The organism is Rhodococcus sp. GA1 (assembly GCF_024321955.1).
Lineage (GTDB): Bacteria > Actinomycetota > Actinomycetes > Mycobacteriales > Mycobacteriaceae > Rhodococcus > Rhodococcus pyridinivorans.
The window spans coordinates 240,008-259,795 of sequence record NZ_CP097186.1; the positions used below are offsets into that span (position 1 = coordinate 240,008).

The 19,788-nt window shown below is 69.4% G+C and carries 17 protein-coding genes and 2 pseudogenes; 1 reads left to right on the plus strand and 18 read right to left on the minus strand.

The window, feature by feature from the left end; translation table 11 throughout:
• The 16 genes and pseudogenes from M3330_RS01165 to rpe form a co-directional block, all read right to left on the minus strand.
• The gene (locus tag M3330_RS01165; RefSeq protein WP_019289286.1) at window positions 1-339 is read right to left on the minus strand and encodes a YciI family protein; all 339 of its coding nucleotides are present in this window, start codon (window positions 337-339) and stop codon (window positions 1-3) included.
• An 88-nt stretch (window positions 340-427) separates the two neighbouring features.
• Entirely contained in the window at window positions 428-3,190 is a 2,763-nt protein-coding gene (gene ppc / locus M3330_RS01170) for a phosphoenolpyruvate carboxylase (RefSeq protein ID WP_019289285.1), read from the minus strand.
• Between the two features lie 64 nt (window positions 3,191-3,254).
• The gene (gene secG, locus M3330_RS01175; RefSeq protein ID WP_006551479.1) at window positions 3,255-3,488 is read right to left on the minus strand and encodes a preprotein translocase subunit SecG; all 234 of its coding nucleotides are present in this window, start codon (window positions 3,486-3,488) and stop codon (window positions 3,255-3,257) included.
• 161 nt (window positions 3,489-3,649) lie between these two features.
• The gene (tpiA, locus tag M3330_RS01180) at window positions 3,650-4,435 is read right to left on the minus strand and encodes a triose-phosphate isomerase (RefSeq protein ID WP_033096619.1); all 786 of its coding nucleotides are present in this window, start codon (window positions 4,433-4,435) and stop codon (window positions 3,650-3,652) included.
• Between the two features lie 5 nt (window positions 4,436-4,440).
• Complete coding sequence (gene pgk, locus M3330_RS01185; protein WP_006551477.1) at window positions 4,441-5,652, minus strand: phosphoglycerate kinase; 1,212 nt, start codon at window positions 5,650-5,652, stop codon at window positions 4,441-4,443.
• 26 nt (window positions 5,653-5,678) lie between these two features.
• Window positions 5,679-6,695, minus strand: coding sequence for a type I glyceraldehyde-3-phosphate dehydrogenase (gene gap / locus M3330_RS01190; protein ID WP_006551476.1), 1,017 nt, complete (start codon window positions 6,693-6,695; stop codon window positions 5,679-5,681).
• Window positions 6,696-6,818: 123 nt separating this feature from the next.
• Entirely contained in the window at window positions 6,819-7,802 is a 984-nt protein-coding gene (whiA, locus tag M3330_RS01195) for a DNA-binding protein WhiA (RefSeq protein ID WP_006551475.1), read from the minus strand.
• Window positions 7,793-8,791, minus strand: a complete 999-nt coding sequence (gene yvcK / locus M3330_RS01200) for a uridine diphosphate-N-acetylglucosamine-binding protein YvcK (RefSeq protein ID WP_174556292.1) — start codon at window positions 8,789-8,791, stop codon at window positions 7,793-7,795. The genes whiA and yvcK overlap by 10 nt, the downstream gene beginning before the upstream one ends.
• Before the next feature lie 65 nt (window positions 8,792-8,856).
• Window positions 8,857-9,771 (minus strand): RNase adapter RapZ, encoded by a 915-nt coding sequence (gene rapZ, locus M3330_RS01205; protein WP_006551473.1) that lies wholly within the window; start codon window positions 9,769-9,771, stop codon window positions 8,857-8,859.
• Between the two features lie 206 nt (window positions 9,772-9,977).
• Window positions 9,978-12,008: pseudogene (gene uvrC, locus M3330_RS01210) on the minus strand (excinuclease ABC subunit UvrC); the annotation flags it as partial.
• 9 nt (window positions 12,009-12,017) lie between these two features.
• A complete protein-coding gene (locus tag M3330_RS01215; protein ID WP_033096616.1) occupies window positions 12,018-12,545 on the minus strand; it encodes a PH domain-containing protein in 528 nt (175 codons plus the stop codon).
• On the minus strand, window positions 12,542-13,024 hold the full coding sequence (gene ribH / locus M3330_RS01220) for a 6,7-dimethyl-8-ribityllumazine synthase (protein ID WP_006551470.1): 483 nt from the start codon (window positions 13,022-13,024) through the stop codon (window positions 12,542-12,544). The genes M3330_RS01215 and ribH overlap by 4 nt, the downstream gene beginning before the upstream one ends.
• On the minus strand, window positions 13,024-14,274 hold the full coding sequence (locus M3330_RS01225) for a bifunctional 3,4-dihydroxy-2-butanone-4-phosphate synthase/GTP cyclohydrolase II (protein ID WP_006551469.1): 1,251 nt from the start codon (window positions 14,272-14,274) through the stop codon (window positions 13,024-13,026). The genes ribH and M3330_RS01225 overlap by 1 nt, the downstream gene beginning before the upstream one ends.
• 74 nt (window positions 14,275-14,348) lie before the next feature.
• The gene (locus M3330_RS01230) at window positions 14,349-14,954 is read right to left on the minus strand and encodes a riboflavin synthase (protein ID WP_024100797.1); all 606 of its coding nucleotides are present in this window, start codon (window positions 14,952-14,954) and stop codon (window positions 14,349-14,351) included.
• 126 nt (window positions 14,955-15,080) lie between these two features.
• A pseudogene (ribD, locus tag M3330_RS01235) lies at window positions 15,081-16,091 on the minus strand (bifunctional diaminohydroxyphosphoribosylaminopyrimidine deaminase/5-amino-6-(5-phosphoribosylamino)uracil reductase RibD); the annotation flags it as partial.
• On the minus strand, window positions 16,088-16,771 hold the full coding sequence (rpe, locus tag M3330_RS01240) for a ribulose-phosphate 3-epimerase (RefSeq protein ID WP_006551466.1): 684 nt from the start codon (window positions 16,769-16,771) through the stop codon (window positions 16,088-16,090). The gene rpe and the pseudogene ribD, both read right to left, overlap by 4 nt.
• 162 nt (window positions 16,772-16,933) lie before the next feature.
• On the opposite strand from rpe, the gene M3330_RS01245 reads away from it, so the two are divergent.
• Window positions 16,934-17,491 carry a glyoxalase/bleomycin resistance/extradiol dioxygenase family protein gene (locus tag M3330_RS01245; RefSeq protein WP_255026733.1) on the plus strand — a complete coding sequence of 186 codons (558 nt, stop codon included), beginning with the start codon at window positions 16,934-16,936 and terminating at the stop codon, window positions 17,489-17,491.
• 31 nt (window positions 17,492-17,522) lie between these two features.
• Here M3330_RS01245 and M3330_RS01250 read toward each other — a convergent pair whose 3' ends face one another.
• Window positions 17,523-18,452, minus strand: a complete 930-nt coding sequence (locus tag M3330_RS01250) for a 1-phosphofructokinase family hexose kinase (protein WP_006551464.1) — start codon at window positions 18,450-18,452, stop codon at window positions 17,523-17,525.
• Between the two features lie 45 nt (window positions 18,453-18,497).
• A complete protein-coding gene (locus M3330_RS01255; protein ID WP_033096611.1) occupies window positions 18,498-19,733 on the minus strand; it encodes a glycerate kinase in 1,236 nt (411 codons plus the stop codon).
• Window positions 19,734-19,788 lie beyond the last annotated feature (55 nt).

A 19,788-nucleotide genomic window follows, 5' to 3' on the forward strand; every position in this document is an offset into this window, starting at 1 on the left:
TCAGTCCCCGAAGTCGGCGATCGGCCGCACGACGACCGTGCCGCCGTCCCGCGATCCGGGACAGCGTGCCGCCCAGTCGAGTGCCTCGTCGAGGCTGCCGACGTCGATGACGTCGTATCCGCCGAGCACCTCGCGGCTCTCGCCGAACGGTCCGTCGGTCACCGTGCGTCGTCCGTCCGCGTCGACCTGCACGGTCGTCGCGGTGACGAGATCCTGCAGGGCGTGCCCGGACACGAGGACACCCGCGTCGCGCATCGCCTTCTCGTAGTCCTGCCAGTCCTCGACGGTGCAGGTGGCCTCGTCGGTCGTGGATGCGTAGATCAACAGCATGTACTTCATGGCGGTCGCTCCCGTCTGTGTGGTGTTCGTCCTACACCATCACGACGAACGGACACCTGCCGGATCGACGCCCGACGAGAAATTTTTTCTAACCGCTGTTGCGCAACGCCGTGGCGAGACCGTTCATCGTGATCTGGATACCGCGCCGGACACGGTCGGTGTCCTCACCGGCACGGAACCGGCGCAGCAACTCGACCTGCAGGTGGTTGAGCGGTTCGAGATACGGGAACCGGTTGTGCAGCGACCGCTCGAGCGCCGGATTATCCGCGACGAGCGAGTCGTAGCCCGTGATCTGCCGGTAGGCGTCGACTGTACGGGCGTGCTCGTCGACGATGCTGCCGAACACCCGCTCGCGCAGTTCGGTGTCCTCGACGAGTTCGGAGTACCGGGCGGCCAGGCCGAGATCGGACTTGGCGAGCACCTGCGCCATGTTCGACAGCACCGAACGGAAGAACGGCCAGCGACGGTAGAGATCCTGCAGGGTCGCCAACCGGTCCGGATCACCGGCCACCCAGTCCTGCACAGCCGTTCCCGTGCCGTACCAGCCGGGGAGCATCACGCGGCTCTGGGTCCACGAGAGCACCCACGGGATGGCCCGCAGGTCGCTGATCGCCTTCGTCTGCTTGCGGGAGGCGGGACGGCTGCCGATGTTGAGGGCACCGATCTCCGAGACCGGCGTCGCGGTGGTGAAGTACTCGACGAATCCCGGTGTCTCGTGCACGAGCCGGCTGTACGCGGCGCGAGCGAGGTCGGCAAGTTCGTCGAGGATGCGGTAGGCCTCCGGCGCGTCCTTCCCGAGGCCTTCCACATCGAGCAGGCTCGACTCGAGGGTCGCCGAGACGAGCGCCTCGAGGTTGCGGCGGGCGAGCACCGGTTCGCGGTACTTCGCGGCGATGACCTCGCCCTGCTCGGTCAGACGCAACGAGCCCTGGACCGCGCCGGGAGGCTGGGCCAGGATGGCGTCGTAACTCGGTCCGCCACCGCGACCGACGGTGCCGCCGCGACCGTGGAACAGGCGCAGCCGGATCCCGGCGGTGCGCGCCGCCTCGACGAGATCGAGTTCCGCGCGGTAGAGCGCCCAGTTGGCGGTGAGATAACCGCCATCCTTGTTGGAATCGGAGTAGCCGAGCATGATCTCCTGCAGTCCGTCGTGTCCGTCGACGAGGCTGCGGAACTCGGGCACGGCGAGGGCGGCGGTCAGCGTGGCGGCACCGCCGCGCAGGTCGTCGATCGTCTCGAACAGCGGGATGACCTGCACCGTGCTGCGCGGATAGCCGCGGTCGAGGTCGAGCAGCCCGACCTCCTTGAGCAGGACCTCGACCTCGAGCAGGTCGGACACCGAGGTGCACATGCTGATGATGTAGTGCTCGATGGCGGCCGGTCCGATGCGACGGACCACGTCGGCGGCAGCACGCAGGATGCCCAGTTCCTTGGCTGTCTCGTCCGACAGGTGGGCGTCGGGGGTGGTGAGCGGGCGGCGGATCCGCAACTCCGCGGTGAGCAGCGCGACCTTGTCGTCCTCCGGCAGGTCGCGGTAGCGGTCGGTCACTCCCGCCCAGGAGAGCAGTTCGGCGACGACGTTCTCGTGGACCTCGGAATTCTGACGCAGGTCGAGTGGCGCGAGGTGGAAGCCGAAGACCTCGACGGCGCTGCGCAGGTGCGCGAGTCGATCGTCGGCGATCACGGTCGCTCCGCCGGCGCGCAGCGAGGCGTCGACGATGTTCAGGTCGGTGTGCAGGCGGGCCGGGGTGGCATAGGGCTCGCACGGGATACGCACCGTGTGGGGCAGATCCACGCCGGGCAGCAGCCTGTCCGCGGTGGCGGTGAGGCGAGCGCGGATACCGTGTACCGCCCGTCGGTACGGCTCGTCGCTGTGGGCGGGATTGTCGTCGCCCGAGTCGTCGGCGAGCTTCTTCAGGGCGCTGCTGATGGTCGCGGTGCGTTCGGACATCGACAGTTCGCGTTCGAGCGCGGCGAGTTCGGTGAGGTGATGTCGCAGCGCGGTCTCACAGGCGCGATTCGCGGCCGTGGTGACGACCTCGCCGTCGACGTTGGGGTTGCCGTCGCGGTCGCCGCCGATCCAGGTTCCCGGCCGGACCAGCGGTTCGGTGAGCACCGCCGCGTCGGGCCAGCGTCGCCGGAGTTCGCGTCGCACTTCGGCGTTGAGGGCGGGAACGACGTCGAACAGTGCGAGGTCGTAGTAGCGCAGACCGTTGTCGACCTCGTCGATGATCCTCAGGCGCGCGAGCCGGATGAGCGCGGTGTCCCAGAGGGTCAGGATGTGCCGGTACAGGGCGCGGTCGATTTCCTCGAGCGCGGCGGGTTCGTCGGTCCTCTCCCGGCGCCGCATGAGTTCGGTGACGGCGGTCTGGACGTCGAAGACGGTGCGTCGGCGGGTCTCGGTGGGATGAGCGGTGATGACGGGGGCGACGAGAGCCGACGCGAGCGCGTCGGTCACGGTGTCGGCATCGAGGCCCGGACCGGCGGCGTCGAGCTTGGCGTAGGTGGCGGCGAGGCTGCTGTCCTGCGGTGGGTCGCCTGCGCGCACGTGCAGGGCTCGACGTCGTTCGCGGTGCAGATCCTCGGCGAGATTGGCGAGCAGACCGAAATGGCTGAACGCCCGGGCGACAGGAATCAGGTCGTCGGTGGCGACGCCGGCGAAGCGTTCGGCGAGTTCGGTGCGGTCGATCTCGGAGCGCCGGATCCGGAAACTCTCCACCCGGGCCGATTCGACCAGGTCGAAGGTCTCGGGTCCTGCCTGCTCACGGATGACGTTGCCGAGGATGCCGCCGAGCAGGCGGATGTCCTCGCGGAGTGGTTCGGTAGCAGAGGCAGGCACAGTGTCCGTCATACGGCCAGTATCTGTGCCCGGCGGCCGGGGCGCGACCGCGGCAGCGTCCGTGCACGTGCGGGGATCAGCTGAACTTGATCTGCAGTCCGATGCCGAGGATCGAGATCACCCAGATGATGCCGGTGAAGACGGTGAGACGGTCGAGGTTCTTCTCCGCCACCGTCGAGCCCGAGAGATTGGACTGGACTCCGCCACCGAACAGGCTGGACAGACCACCGCCCTTACCGCGGTGCAGCAGCACCAGCAGGATGAGCAACAGGCTCGTGACGATCAGGAGGATGTCCAGGAACAGTTCCATGTCGGTGTTCGATGTCCTTCGGATGGTGGGCGACGTCGGCGTCAGCTTACCCGCTCGTCCTGTGGGGACGCTGCGGGTGTGCCGGGGACGCCGGGTGGGCGAAATGCGGGCGGGGTGCAGCATCTCGTCGAGATCCTGCACCCCGCCCGATGCCGGTCGCTCTAGAGGAGCGGACCGCCTGCGGCGATCGCCGACAGCTGAGCGAATTCGTCGGCCTTGAGGGAGGCGCCTCCCACGAGGCCGCCGTCGACGTCGGTCTGAGCGATGAGCTCACCGACGTTCTTGGCGTTGACCGACCCGCCGTACAGGACTCGGACCGATGCCGCGACCTCGGGCGAGGCCAGTTCGGCGAGGGTACTGCGCACCGCGGCGCACACCTCCTGCGCGTCGGCCGCCGAAGCGACCTTGCCCGTGCCGATGGCCCAGACCGGCTCGTACGCGACGACGATCTTTGCGATCTCGTCGGCGGACAGGCCGGCGAGCGAGTTCTTCAACTGCTCGACGTTGTACTCGACGTGGTTGCCGGCTTCGCGGACGTCGAGTCCTTCACCGATGCACACGATCGGAGTGAGACCGTGCCGCAGCGCGGCCTTGGTCTTGTCGCGGACGATCTCGTCGGTCTCACCGTGCAGGGTGCGACGCTCGGAGTGCCCGACGATCACGTAGGTGCAGCCGAGCTTCGCGAGCATCGCGCCGGAGATCTCGCCGGTGTAGGCGCCGGAGTCGTGGACCGAGATGTCCTGGGCTCCGTAGGTGATGCCGAGCTTGTCGCCCTCGACGAGGGTCTGCACCGAGCGGATGCCGGTGAACGGCGGGATGACCGTCACGTCGACCTTCTCGAGGTACTTCTCGGGAAGGGTGAACGCGATCTTCTGCACCAGGGCGATGGCCTCGAGGTGGTTGAGGTTCATCTTCCAGTTGCCCGCGATGAGCGGTGTCCGTGCCATGACCGTCAGCCCTCCAGAACTGCGATGCCGGGCAGTTCCTTGCCCTCGAGGTACTCGAGGGAGGCGCCACCACCGGTGGAGATGTGGGAGAAGCGGTCCTCACCGAGTCCGAGCGACCGCACGGCCGCAGCGGAGTCGCCGCCACCGACGACGCTGAACGCGCCCTTGCCGGTGGCCTCGATGATCGCTTCCGCTACACCCTTCGTGCCCGCCGCGAAGTTCTCGAACTCGAACACGCCCATCGGGCCGTTCCAGAACACCGTCTTCGCCGAGCCGAGGAGCGAGGCGAAACGCCGCACGGACTCCGGTCCGATGTCGAGGCCCATCCATCCGTCGGGGATGGAGTCGGCCGCGACGGTCTGCGACTGTGCGTCGGCCGCGAACTTGTCGGCCACCACCACGTCCTGAGGGATGTGGATGACGTCGCCGAAGCGTTCGAGCAGTTGCTTGCAGGTGTCGATCATCGACTCCTCGAGCAGCGACGTGCCGACCGAGTAGCCCTGTGCCGCAAGGAAGGTGAAGCACATGCCGCCACCGATTACGAGCGTGTCGACCTTGGGTGCGAGCGCCTCGATGACCCCGAGCTTGTCGGAGACCTTCGAGCCGCCGAGCACCACGGCGTACGGACGCTCGGTGTCGGTGGTGAGCTTGGCGAGCACGTCGACCTCGGCCGCGACGAGACCACCCGCGTAGTGCGGGAGCAGCGTCGCGACGTCGTAGACCGACGCCTGCTTGCGGTGCACGACACCGAAGCCGTCGGAGACGAATGCGCCGTCGTCACCGACGAGCTCGACGAGCTCACGGGCGAAGGCGAGCCGCTCGGCATCGTCCTTGCTGGTCTCGCGAGCGTCGAAGCGGACGTTCTCGAGCAGGAGGATGTCGCCGTCGGTCAGCCCTTCGGAACGCGCCAGCGCATCCTGGCCGACGACGTCGGAGGCGAGCTGGACGTTGCGGTCGAGCACCTCACCGAGTTTCGCTGCGACGGGCGCGAGCGAGTACTTCGGATCCGGCTCGCCCTTGGGGCGGCCGAGGTGCGCGGTCACGACGACCTTGGCCCCGGCCTCCGCGAGCGTGCGGATGGTGGGCGCGGACGCGAGGATGCGGCCGGCGTCGGTGATCGTGTCACCGTCGAGCGGGACGTTGAGGTCGGAGCGCACGAGTACGCCCCGACCCTCCACACCTGCGTCGAGCAGATCCTCGAGGGTCTGAACTGCCACTGTTCAAATGTCCTGTTCTACGAGTTTCAAAGAGACTTGCCGACGAGACCGACGAGGTCGGCAAGACGATTCGAGTAGCCCCACTCGTTGTCGTACCACGAGACGACCTTGACCTGCTCGTCGATGACCTTGGTCAGAGGCGCGTCGAAGATCGACGAGTGCGGGTCGGTGACGATGTCCGAGGACACGATCGGATCGGTGTTGTACTTCAGGATGCCCTTCAGCGGACCCTCCGCGGCAGCCTTCAGTGCGGCGTTGACCTCATCGGCGGTGGCCTTCTTGGTGAGGGTCGCGGTGAGGTCGGTGACCGAGCCGGTCGGGACCGGGACGCGCAGCGCGTAGCCGTCGAGCTTGCCGAGCAGCTCGGGGAGCACGAGGCCGATGGCCTTGGCGGCGCCTGTGCCGGTGGGGACGATGTTCAGGGCGGCAGCGCGGGCGCGACGCAGATCCTTGTGCGGTCCATCCTGCAGGTTCTGGTCCTGGGTGTACGCGTGGATCGTGGTCATCAGGCCCTTCTCGATGCCGAACTCGTCGTTCAGCACCTTGGCGAGGGGGCCGAGGCAGTTCGTGGTGCACGAGGCGTTGGAGATGATGTTCTGCGTGCCGTCGTACTTGTCGTGGTTGACGCCCATGACGATGGTGATGTCCTCGTCGGTGGCAGGCGCCGAGATGATGACCTTCTTGGCGCCGGCGTCGATGTGCCCCTTCGCCTTGGCGGCGTTGGTGAAGATGCCGGTGGACTCGACGACGACGTCGACACCGAGGTCGCCCCACGGAAGAGCGGAGGGGCCCTCCTTGATCGAGAGGGCCTTGATCTTCCGATCGCCGACGACGATGTCGTCGCCCTCGACATGCACGTCCTTGTCGAGGCGCCCCAGGATCGAGTCGTACTTCAGGAGCGTCGCGAGGGTGTCGTTGTCGGTGAGGTCGTTGACGGCAACGATCTCGATGTCGGTGGTGCCGAGTGCCTTCTGTGCCTCGACCGCCCGGAAGAAGTTGCGCCCGATGCGTCCGAATCCGTTCACGCCTACGCGGACAGTCACAATGAAGCTCCTTTGCCCAGTATTCCGATGGTCGTACTTGTGTGACCTTCACCCTAGTGGGGTTCGGTCGTACTGTGGGGAGCCGCCCGGCCGTGGCGCGAACTCCCTTGCAAGCCTGCCCCGCTATGCCTCGTCCAGCAACTCAGCGGTGACGGCCGACTCCGTATCGGGGATCCCGAGTTCCTTCGCGCGACGATCCGCCATCGACAGCAGGCGGCGGATCCGTCCCGCGACGGCGTCCTTGGTCATCGGCGGATCGGCGAGCTGGCCGAGCTCCTCGAGGGACGCCTGACGGTGCTGCACGCGCAGCGCGCCGGCGGCAGCGAGGTGGTCGGGCACGTCGGCGCCGAGGATCGCCAGCGCCCGCTCGACCCGCGCGGCGGCCGCCACGGCGGCGCGTGCGGACCGGCGCAGATTGGCGTCGTCGAAGTTGGCGAGGCGGTTCGCGGTCGCCCGCACCTCCCGGCGCATGCGGCGCTCCTCCCAGACCAGCCGGGTGTCCTGCGCGCCCATGTGGGTGAGCAGCGCGCCGATGGCCTCGCCGTCGCGGATCACCACCCGGTCGGCGCCGCGCACCTCACGCGCCTTGGCAGTGACGCCGAGCCGGCGGGCGGCGCCGACGAGCGCGAGGGCGGCCTCCGGGCCGGGGCAGCTCACCTCGAGCGCCGAGGAACGGCCCGGTTCGGTGAGCGAGCCGTGGGCGAGAAACGCCCCGCGCCACGCCGCGGCGGAGTCGGAGACGCTGCCGCCGACCACCTGTGCCGGCAGTCCGCGCACCGGTCGTCCGCGACCGTCGAGCAGACCGGTGCGGCGGGCCAGCGCCTCACCGTCCTTCCCGACACGGACGATGTACCGGGAGCTCTTGCGCAGACCACCCGCGCCGAGCACCTGAATCTCCGCGGGATAGCTGTAGAGCTCGAAGATCTCGCGGCGGAGGCGACGTGCGATCGATCCGAGGTCGACCTCGGCCTCGACGACCACTCGCCCGGCGACGATGTGCAATCCCCCGGCGAAGCGCAGGAGGGCGGACACCTCGGCCTTGCGGTTGCTGATCCTGGTGACCGACAACCTGCTCAGCTCGTCCTTGACCTCCGCTGTCATTGCCACGAGACGCTCTCCCTCCCACCCCCGCGTGTGGCACGGACTCCACCGCGCGAGGACAGACATGTTTCCAGTGCCCCCGCCAACTTGGCGGGGTCGTGTCGATGCGTACCGGTCTCGGCGACGTCGACGAACGAGACGTCCGCTCCGAATCGGGCCGCGGACCGGCTCAGGTGCTCGCGCTCGCGTCCTTCCGGTACCGAGGCAGCATCCACGACGACCTGGTCGACACGGAAATCGGGGGCGTGCTGGGCGAGAACGTGCAGGTGGCGTTCCGCGGAGAAGCCTGCGGTCTCCCCCGGTTCCGCCGCGAGGTTGAGCACGAGGACCTTGAGCGCCGTCGTGTGGACCAGCGCCTCGTGCAGGTCCGGGACGAGCACGTGCGGGATGACGCTCGAGAACCAGGATCCCGGGCCGAGCACCACGAGATCGGCCTCGCACACCGCGTCGAGCGCAGGCGGGCAGGCCGGCGGATCGGCGGGAATCAGCCGGACCCGGCGCACCTTGCCCGGGGTGGTCGCCACCGCGACCTGCCCCCGGATGCAGCGGCTCACCCGCGGGTCGGATTCGAGTCCCGACACGTCGGCCTCGATGTCGAGCGGGATCGGCGACATGGGCAGCACACGGCCGCGCACGTCGAGGACGCGGGCGAGCATGTCGAGGGCGGTGACGGTGTCGCCCGCGACCTCGGCGAGCCCGGCGAGGATCAAGTTGCCGACCGAGTGCCCGGCGAGGGCGCCCGTGCCCCCGAAGCGGTGTTGGACGGTCTCGGTCCACACCCGGACCTCGTCGTCGCGGCCGGCGAGCGCTGCGAGCGCCATGCGCAGGTCGCCGGGTGGGACGACGCCGAGTTCGGCGCGCAGCCGTCCCGAGGACCCTCCGTCATCGGCGACGGTCACCACGGCGGTGACCCGGTCGGTGAGGCGCCGGACGGCACTGAGCGTCGCGTACAGGCCGTGTCCGCCACCGAGAGCAGTGATCGCGGGGCCGGGCACCGCCCCGGAGCTCGGAGCGCTCTCGGAGTACGGCGTGCTGTCGGAGTCGGGAGTCTCGGCGGCGTTCACTCGCGCCCCAGATCCCGGTGCACCACGTTCACCGTCAGATCCGGTGCCTGCTCGAGGCGTGCAGCGAGGGCCTCGGCCATCGCCACGCTCCGGTGTTTCCCTCCGGTGCAGCCCACTGCAATCGTCATGTAGCGCTTCCCCTCCCGACGGTAACCGGCGGTCGTCAGATCGAGCAGCCGGTGATAGGTGGCGAGATAGTCCTCGGCACCGTCGCGGGAGAGTACATAGTCGCGCACCGCCGCGTCCTGCCCGGTGTGCGGCCGCAATTCGGCGATCCAGTGGGGGTTCGGCAGGAACCGCACGTCGCACACGACGTCGGAGTCCATGGGCAGGCCGTACTTGAAGCCGAACGACTCCACGGTCACCCGGATGGTGTCGGATGTGGCGTCGCCGAAGGCCGCCTCGATCTTGCGACGCAGATCGGGCCCGGACAGCGCGGACGTGTCGATGACGAGGTCGGCCGCGGCCTTCACGGGAGCGAGCTGCTCGCGTTCGACGGCGATGCCGTCGGTGAGCGTGCGATCGGCCGTGTCGGACTGCAGCGGATGACTGCGGCGTACCTGCTCGAACCGCCGGACGAGCACCGAGTCGGCCGCTTCGAGGAACAGCACCCGGGTGTTGACCGGGCGGGCCGCCAGATCGGTGACGACGCGTTCGAGGTCGCCGGTGAACAACCGGCTGCGCACGTCCATCACCACGGCGAGACGTTGCAGCGGAGGTTCGGCCTGCACCGCGAGATCGATCATCGACAGCACCAACTGGGGCGGGAGGTTCTCCGCGACGTACCACCCGAGATCCTCGAGGGCGGTCGCCGCAGTACTCAGTCCGGCTCCGGACAGTCCGGTGACGACGATGACCTCGGCCTGCGCCGGCCGTTCACCGTCGACACCCTGTTCCGAACCGTCCGCCATCCCCGGGATCCGACCCACTTCGGTCACTGTTCCGACTCCGCTCGTACTCCCGACACGCCGACGGAGCCATCATCGCCTACGGGCGTGTCGCCCGCATCCGCGGCCGTCGGGTCACCCGCAGGTGCCGCAGCCGGATCGCTCGCATCCGCGACGGTCGGGGCGTCGGTGTCCTGCGGCGACTCGGCCGGAGCCGGTACGTCGCCCCGCAGCGCCTCGAGGACGGCTTTCGCCGTGGCCTGCCCGATCCCGGGCACCGCGGTGATCTCCTCGACGCTCGCCTCGCGTAGCCGCGCGACCGACCCGAAGTGGGTGACGAGCGCCTTGCGTCGGGTGTCACCGAGACCACGAACCCCGTCGAGAGCGGAGGCGGTCATGCGCTTGGACCGCTTGCTGCGGTGGTAGGTGATCGCGAAACGGTGTGCCTCGTCGCGGATACGCTGCAGCAGGTACAGCGACTCGCTGGTGCGCGGAAGGATCACCGGGTCCTCCTCCCCCGGCACCCACACCTCCTCGAGACGCTTCGCGAGCCCGACGACCGCGACATCCGTGATACCGAGTTCGTCGAGGACCTCGGCCGCGGCCGCGACCTGCGGCGCACCACCGTCGACGACGAACAGGTTCGGCGGGTAGGCGAACCTGCGCGGACGGCCCGTCGCCGGGTCCAGTGCTGCTTCGGGCGCGAGGTCCCCGCCGTCGCCACCCTCCGGAACGGATCCGTCCGAATCGGCCTGTCGGGCGAGGTCGCGGTTGTGGCGGAGGAAACGCCGGCGGGTGACCTCGGCGATCGAGGCGACGTCGTCGGAGTGCCCGTCGCCCGCGGCGTGCTTGATGGCGTAGTGCCGGTAGTCGGACTTGCGGGGCAGTCCGTCCTCGAAGACGACCAGCGATGCGACGACGTCGGTGCCCTGCACGTGGCTGATGTCGACACACTCGATACGCAGCGGCGCCGAGTCGAGGTCGAGGACGTCCTGGATACCCTGCAACGCCGCCGATCGGGCATTGAAGTCGCCCGCGCGCCGCAGCTTGTGCTGGGCAAGTGCTTCCTTGGCGTTGCGTTCGACCGTGTCGGCCAGTGCCTTCTTGTCGCCGCGCTGCGGGATGCGCAGACGCACGGGACCGCCGCGCAGACGCCCGAGCCAGCGGCTCATCTCGTCCGGGTCGGGCGGCAGGGCGGGGACGAGCACCTCGCGCGGCACGGCACTGGTGGCGTCCGCGTCGTCGGTGCCGAGCGCGGCCTCCTCGCCGTAGAACTGGGTGAGGAACTGTTCGACGAGCAGCGAGAGTTCTTCGGCGTCGTCGGTCCCCTCGGCGGCCTCGACGCCTTCGACGTCGCGGTCCTCGGGACGGTCGAGCACGTCGCCGGACTTCTCGACGACCCAGCCGCGTTGACCCCGCACGCGACCGCCGCGCACGTGAAAGACCTGGACGGCCACCTCGAGGTCGTCGCCGGCGAACGCCACGAGGTCGGCGTCGGTACCGTCGCCGAGCACGACGGCCTGCTTCTCGAGTGCCTTGCGCAGTGCCCCGAGATCGTCGCGCAGGCGGGCTGCGGTCTCGAAGTCGAGTTCCTCCGCGGCGTCCTGCATCCGCTTCTCGACATCGCGGACGAGTTTGTCGGTGCGACCGGCGAGGAAGTCGCAGAAGTCCTCGACGATGCGGCGGTGTTCGTCGGCGGAGACGCGTCCGACACACGGCGCGGAGCATTTGTCGATGTAGCCGAGCAGGCACGGGCGGCCGATCTGCGCGTGCCGCTTGAAGACCCCGGCCGAGCACGTGCGCGACGGGAACACCCGCAGCAACAGGTCGAGGGTCTCGCGGATCGCCCAGGCATGCGAGTAGGGACCGAAATAGCGCACGCCCTTGCGGCGCGGCCCCCGGTAGACGAACAGACGGGGGTATTCTTCGTTCAACGTGACCGCGAGCATCGGGTACGTCTTGTCGTCGCGGTAGCGGACGTTGAACCGCGGATCGAACTCCTTGATCCAGTTGTACTCGAGTTGGAGTGCCTCGACCTCGGTACGCACCACCGTCCACTCGACCCGGCCCGCGGTGGTCACCATCTGACGGGTGCGCGGATGCAGCGAGGCGATGTCGGCGAAGTACGAGTTCAGGCGGGACCGGAGATTCTTCGCCTTGCCGACGTAGACGACCCGGCCGTGCGGGTCGCGGAACTTGTAGACCCCCGGCTCCGTGGGAATGGAACCGGGGGCTGGGCGATATGTCGAGGGGTCGGGCACAGGTCCAGGCTAGTCGTCGCCCCTGACGGCTCCGCCGTCGTCGTTGCGCCTGACGGCTCCGCCGTCGTCGTTGTCGCTGACGGCTCCGCCGGTGTAGCGGGACTCCAGTTCGCGGAAACGCTCGAGCGCGTCCACGGCGCGTTCCCCGTCGCGCGCCTGGATGGCGACGACGGGCACGTACTCGTCGAACGGCAGTTCGAGGCGGGCCCAGGGGGCGCCCTGGTCGAAGAACAGCCCGCGCACGTCGGTCCACGGGATGTGTCGTTCGGCGACCACGTTGCGGACGGAGACGCCGTCGGCACCCGCCCGCAGCCGTGGGCGGGTGAACAGCAGGACGCCTCCGGTGAGCACGACACCGATGGCGAGGATCGCGATCTGGTCGACGACCCGCAGGTGCACGCCGGTGTCGCCGCCCCCGCGGAGCACGAGCGCCGCGAAGATGTGGATGGCCATGACGACGACCGCCGCCACGACGACCCAGCGCCGCATCTTCTCCGGGCGTACCTCGAGATCCCAGCCGGTCTCGTCGCGGGTCAACGCGCCGCCTTCCGCAGCCGCCGCAGGGTCACGGCGGTGTCGAGCGCGGCCGCGCAGGCCTGGCCGCCCTTGTCTTCCGCGGAGCCGGGCAGACCGGCGCGGTCGCGGGCCTGCTGTTCGGTGTCGGTGGTGAGAACACCGTTGCCCACGGGGGTGCCCTCGTCGAGCGCGATCCGGGTGAGGCCGTAGGTCACGGCGTCGCACACGTACTCGAAGTGCGGTGTGCCGCCGCGGATCACCACGCCGAGCGCGACGACCGCGTCGTGGGTGCGGGCGAGCTGCTGCGCGACGACGGGAAGCTCGATCGCTCCGGCGACCCGCTCGAGGGTGACGTCGGTGACACCCGCCTGCTCGGCGACACGCTGTGCGCCTGCGATGAGGGCGTCGGAGATCTCGGTGTGCCAGCTGCCGGCGACGATCGCAAGGCTCAGCCCTGCGGCGTCGGCGAGCTGCAGGTCGGGCAGGCCTTCGCCGCTCATCAGGCGTCTCCCTCGTCGAACTCGTCGAGACCGATCAGGTCGTGGCCCATGCGATCGCGCTTCGTGCGCAGGTACGAGATGTTCTCGCGGTTCGCGCGCAACGGCATCGGGACACGTTCGGTGATCTGCAGGCCGTAGCCGTCGAGACCGACGCGCTTGGCCGGGTTGTTGGTCAGCAGCCGCATCGACGAGATACCGAGGTCGACGAGGATCTGAGCGCCGATGCCGTAGTCGCGGGCGTCGGCGGGCAGGCCGAGTTGCAGGTTGGCGTCGACGGTATCGGAGCCGGAGTCCTGCAGCTGGTAAGCCTGCAGCTTGTGCATCAGGCCGATGCCGCGTCCCTCGTGGCCACGCATGTAGAGCACGACGCCGCGGCCTTCCTCGGCCACCATCTCGAGGGCGGCGTCGAGCTGCGGACCGCAGTCGCAGCGCAGCGACCCGAAGACGTCGCCGGTCAGGCATTCGGAGTGCACACGCACGAGCACGTCGGAGCCGTCGCCGTCCGGGCCGGCGATGTCGCCGCGGACGAGCGCGACGTGTTCGACGTCGTCGTAGATGCTCTGGTAGCCGACGGCCGTGAAGTCGCCGTGCCGGGTGGGGATGCGGGCCTCGGCGACGCGCACGACGTGCTTCTCGTGCTTGCGGCGCCATGCGATGAGATCCGCGATCGAGATCAGGGCGAGTTCGTGTTCGTCGGCGAAGACCCGCAGTTCGTCGGTGCGCGCCATCTCGCCTTCGTCCTTCTGCGAGACGATCTCGCAGATGACGCCGGCCGGTCGCAGGTCGGCCATGCGCGCGAGGTCGACGGCGGCCTCGGTGTGCCCGGGCCGGCGCAGGACGCCGCCCTCCTTGGCGCGCAGCGGCACCACGTGACCGGGACGCGTGAAGTCCTGGGCGGTGGAGTTCGGGTCGGCGAGCAGCCGCATGGTGGCGGCGCGGTCGGACGCGGAGATACCTGTGCCGATGCCTTCCCTCGCGTCGACGGTGACCGTGTAGGCGGTGCCGTGCTTGTCCTGGTTGACGCTGTACATGGGAGGCAGACCGAGACGGTCGCAGTCCTCGCCGTCCAGGGGCACGCACAGGTACCCGGACGTGTAGCGGACCATGAACGCCACGAGTTCCGGCGTTGCCTTCTCCGCGGCGAAGATGAGGTCGCCCTCGTTTTCACGGTCTTCGTCGTCGACCACGACGACCGCCTTACCGGCGGCGATGTCGGCGACCGCGCGCTCGATGGTGTCGAACCTCGTCACTTCCCTGGACTCCAACTCTCGTATCCGGACGACTCGTGCTCCGCGTCCACTGTCGATCTCCACAGTACGACGCGTCAGCGCGCGTTCTGCAGGCGCTCCACGTACTTGGCGATCACGTCGACCTCGAGGTTGACGAGGGTGCCCGGCTCGGCGGTGCCGAGCGTCGTCAGCGACAGCGTGGTCGGAATGAGCGAGATCTCGAACCACTCCTGTCCGCGTTCCCCTCCGAGACCCGAGACCGTCAACGAGACACCGTCGACGGTGATCGATCCCTTTTCGACCACGTAGCGGGAGATTTCGGCCGGGAGCGAGATGCGCACCACAGTCCAGTTCTCCGAGGGTGTGCGGGAGACGACGGCTCCGGTGGCGTCGACGTGGCCCTGCACGAGGTGACCGCCGAGGCGACTGTTCAGCGCGGCGGCGCGTTCGAGGTTGACGGAGCTGCCGAGCGTGAGCTGTCCGAGCGACGACCGGTTCAGCGTCTCCTGCATTACATCGGCGGTGAAGGACCCGCCGTCGAGGACGTCGACGACCGTCAGGCACACCCCGTTGACCGCGATCGAATCGCCGTGCTCGGCGTCGGAGGTGACCAGCGGTCCGCGCACGGTGAAGCGTGCCGAGTCGGCGAGGTCCTCCTTCGCGACGATCTCACCGAGTTCCTCGACTATGCCGGTGAACATGTTCCGCTCCTTAGCTCCCGATCCGCGACCGGGTCCGATTCGGTTGTCCCGGTCCGGGACGAGTGTCGGTTGTCCCGGTCCGGGACGAGTGTCGGTTGTCCCGGTCCGGGACGAGTGTCGGTTGTCCCGGTCCGGGACGAGTGTCAACAGAATGTCCGAGCCGACGGTCTCGACCCGTTCCCGGCGGAACCGTAGCGCGTCGGAGATCGTGCCCACCCCGGCGTCCTCGACGGCGGCCTCGCCGGCTCCGAGCACGACGGGCGCCAGGTATGCCTGGATGCGGTCGACGCAGCCCGCTGCGAGGAAGGCGCCCGCGAGCCGGGGGCCGCCTTCGAGCAGCACGTCGGGTCGGTCGCCGAGCGCGTCGAGCACCTCCCCGATGTCGTGGGTGCGCAACACCAGCGTCGGCGCCGCGTCATCGAGAACTCTTGCGGAGGTGGGGATCTCACGCATACCGATAACGACCCTCAGCGGCTGGTGCGGCGCGAGTTCGCCGTCGGGCAGACGGGCGGTCAACCACGGGTCGTCGGTGAGGACGGTGCCGGTTCCGACGATGATGGCGTCGAGCCGGCTGCGCTGGTCGTGCACGCGCGCACGCGACTCGGGACCGGAGATCCACTTGCTCGTGCCGTCGGCGGCCGCGCTGCGACCGTCCATCGACGCGGCGTACTTCCACGTCACGTGCGGCCGGCCGGTGTGTTGCCGGTGCAGCCATGCCCGCAGCGGGCCGCGGGCGACGGTCTCGGCACCGAGACCGGGATGCACCGTGATGCCCGCGGCGCGGAGGGTGTCGGCGCCGCCCCCGGCGACGGGATTCGGATCGGCGACGGAGTAGTACACCGTCGCGATCCCCGCCTCGATGAGGGCCTGCGCGCACGGGCCGGTGCGGCCGGTGTGGTTGCACGGTTCGAGGGTGACGACGGCGGTTCCGCCGCGCGCGCGTTCGCCCGCGGCCTCGAGTGCCCGGACCTCCGCGTGTGGACCGCCGGGTGGTGCGGTGGCCCCGACACCTGCCACCGCGCCGTCCGCGTCGAGGATCACCGCTCCGACAGGCGGGTTGGGGCTGGTCGTGCCCCGCACGGCCTCCGAGGCGTCGAGCGCGAACTGGAGGGCTTCGGCGATCTCGGGTGCGGTCACGGCGCGAGCGTCAGGTGCGGGGACGCAGCCCCGGCCTGCGCCCGCAGTTTGCGGACCGCCTCACCGGGATCGGCGGCGCCGTAGACGGCGGACCCGGCGACGAAGCAGTCCACACCGGCTTCCGCGGCGGCCTCGATGGTGTCGGTGTTGATGCCACCGTCGATCTCGACGAGCAGACGCAGTTCACCCGAGTCGACCAGGCGACGCACCTGACGGGCCTTGTCGAGGACGTCCGGGATGAAGGACTGACCACCGAAGCCCGGCTCGACACTCATCACGAGCAGCGTGTCGAACTCCTTCAGGATCCCGAGATAGGGCTCGATGGGGGTGCCGGGCTTGACGGACAGCCCGGCCTTGCCGCCGGCCGCGCGGATGTCGCGGGCCACGGCGACCGGGTCGTCGGTCGCCTCCGCGTGGAAGGTGACGTTGTGGGCACCGGCTTCGGCGTAGGGCGGAGCCCATCGACCGGGGTTCTCGATCATCAGGTGACAGTCGAGCGGGATGTCGGTCGCCTTCAACAGCGACTCGACGACCGGGAGACCGAGCGTCAGGTTCGGAACGAAATGGGCGTCCATGACGTCGACGTGGAGCCAGTCGGCACCGGCGACGGCCTGCGCCTCGTCGGCGAGACGAGCGAAATCCGCGGACAGGATGGACGGAGCGATCATCGGGTGGGCCACAACCGACGAGTCTAGTCGGCGCCCTCCACCGGGTCGGACCTGCGTCGCACGCGCCGCACGCAGCCGAACCCGGCCGGAATCTCCGATCTCGGGCGCATTGGTGCCACCAAGTGGCCGCAATACCCGGAAGGCTGGCAGTCACCTACGAACTCGAGGATCATCGTGACCGATCTCCATCACCGCGAATCCCTCCCTCCCCGTCCGGACGGATCGAACACCGTCGACACCTTCCTGATCTCCGACGGAGCAACCGAACTCGTCGACTTCCTCGTCGCCGTCTTCGAGGCCGAGGAGGTGCCCGAAGCGCGCACCCTCGACCACGACGGGCTCCTCCTCCACTCGGAGGTGCGGGTCGGCGACTCCGTGCTCGTGGTCGCCGACCGGAAACCGGACTGGCCCTTCACCCCCGCCTTCGTACGGGTCCACGTGCTCGACGTCGATGCCGTCCTCGAACGCGCCACGCAGCACGGCGCGGCGATCGTCACACGGCCTACGGACTTCTTCGGCGATGTCCTCGCCCGGTTCTCGGATCCGTCCGGCAATCTCTGGTGGATCCAGCGGCACGATCCCGGCACCGACACATCCGCGTGGACGGACGATGCGGCAGCGGACGAGTCGGCGGACTGGTCGCACATCGCGAGTCCGGAACTCGGGTACATCCACTCGACACTCACCGAAGCCGTTCGTACCCTGCGGGATCCACGGTCTCGCGCGGTGTGACCGGCGGTCGCCGGACCGGCGCCGCGGGTCGTCAGACCAGGCGGGCGAGGGCGTCGAAACGATCGATGTCCTCGCGGTGGCAGACGTGGCTTCCGGCGGTGAGCAGTGCCGCGGTGCCGCAGGCGATCCCGAGAGCAAGCGCGTCCCGCAACGATCGTTCCTGCAGCAGTCCGACGACGAGTCCGGCGACCATGCTGTCGCCGGCGCCGACGGCGCTGCGCACCTTGGCCGCCAGGGCCGGCACCCGCACGGCCTCGTCGGCGGTCACCATGATCGCCCCGTCTGCGCCGAGCGAGACGACCACGATCTCCGTGACACCGGAGGTGACGAGTTCGCGCGCGGCCGCGATCTGCTCGTCGTCGGTGGCCAGCTCCCGCCCGGTCCACTCGCACAACTCGTCCAGGCTCGGTTTGACGAGGTAGACACCCGAATCGATGCTGGTCAGCGCATCGCCCGACGAGTCGAGGACGAACCGCGCGCCGGCCTCGTGCGCCGCCGCCGCGATGCGTCGGACGAAGGTGCCGGGTACACCGGGCGGGAAGCTGCCGCTCGCCACCACGTACTTCGCGCCTTCGGCGACCTTCTCGAGTGTCGCGAGGCAGCGTTCCTGCTCCTCGTCCGTCAGCTCGGGACCGGGTGTGACGAAACGGTATTCCTGACCGCTGCGACGGTCGATCGCCGTGAAGCACTCTCGGGTGGACCCGGTGATCGGGACGATGTGTTCCTCGACGTCGTCGTCGTCGAGCAGACCGCTCATCTGTTCACCTCGCGCACCACCGGCCGGATAGACGGCGGCGGCCGAGGCACCGAGCACGCGCGCGACCTTCGCGACGTTCACTCCTCCCCCGCCGGCGTCGTAGAACGGTTCGTCGCAGCGGAGCTTGCGGGTGGGCACCACCGCGTCGGTGAAGGTCGTGACGTCGAGTGCCGGGTTCATGGTCAGGGTGACGATCTCGGGCATGACCGGAACCCTATTCGGCCCCGGCCTGCCGCGCGCGGAACTGCATCACGCCGCCGCCCGGTGCTTGCGCTTCTTCGCCCGGCCCTTGCTGCGACTCGCCACGGCGGAGCCGAGCATCAGCAGACGCATGGACCGCGCGGCGGCGTCGACGAGCAGGTCGTGACCGTTGGCGACGGCGTCCTCGAGGCGCATCGGGACGGGGATGATCGACGCGATCGCGCCGATTCCGACGTCGTGGACGTCGCGCGCCCCCTCGCCGAGCGACCCGGCGATGGCGAGCACCGGCACCCCGGCGCGCTGGGCGCGGCGGGCGACCTCCGCGGGCACCTTGCCGCGCGGGGTCTGGACGTCGATGCTGCCCTCGGCGGTGATGATCAGATCGGCGCGCGCGATCAGGGAGTCTAGATCGATACCGGACAGGCCGCTGTCGAGCAGCACGTCGAACCGGGAGGCGATCCGGGCGCCGATGCCCGCGGCCAGACCGGCACCGAGGCCGCCTGAGGCGCCGGTGCCCGCCCCGAACCGCACATCCAGCCCGTGTGCCCGCCCGTCCCGTTCGAGCACCTTCGCCCAGCGCTCCAGAGCGGCGGACAGCTCCTCGACCTGCGCGGGTGTCGCGCCCTTCTGCGGGCCGAAGACCCGAGCGACACCGGTCGGCCCACACAGGACGTTGTGGACGTTGCAGGCCAGGACGATCTCGGTGTCGGCGAGCGCCGGGTGCAGATCGTCGAGATCGAGACGCGCGGCGCGCGCGAGGTGCCGTCCCCCGTCGGGCAGTTCGTGGCTGTCGGCGTCGAGGATCCGGGCGCCGAGTGCTCGCAGTGCCCCGGCTCCGCCGTCGCTGGTGCCCGAGTCGCCACAGCCGATGACGATGCGGCGGATGCCGTCGTCGAGTGCCGCGGCAACGAGTTCACCGACCCCGCGGGTGGTGGTGGCACCGGGATCACGGCGATCGGTGGGCACGAGACGAAGGCCGGCGGCCGAGGCCATCTCGACGACCGCCGTCCCGCGGGTGACACCACCGAGACGCGCCCAGCTCGCCCGCACCGGCTCGCCGACGGGACCGGTCACGGTGACCGGGACGAGCGTGCCGCCGGTGGCCTCGGCAAGGATCTCGGCGGTGCCCTCCCCACCGTCCGGAACAGGCACGAGGTCGACGGCGGCGCACGGCAGAGCCCGGCGGACTCCCGCACCGATCGCAGCGGCGACGCTGCGCGCATCGAGACTCTCCTTGAAACCGCTGGGTGCGACGAGCACGCGATGAGGAACCTTCAAAGCCATGACGACTCCGATCGTGAAACGGGACAGACCGTGGAACGGGACAACGGGGGAGGGA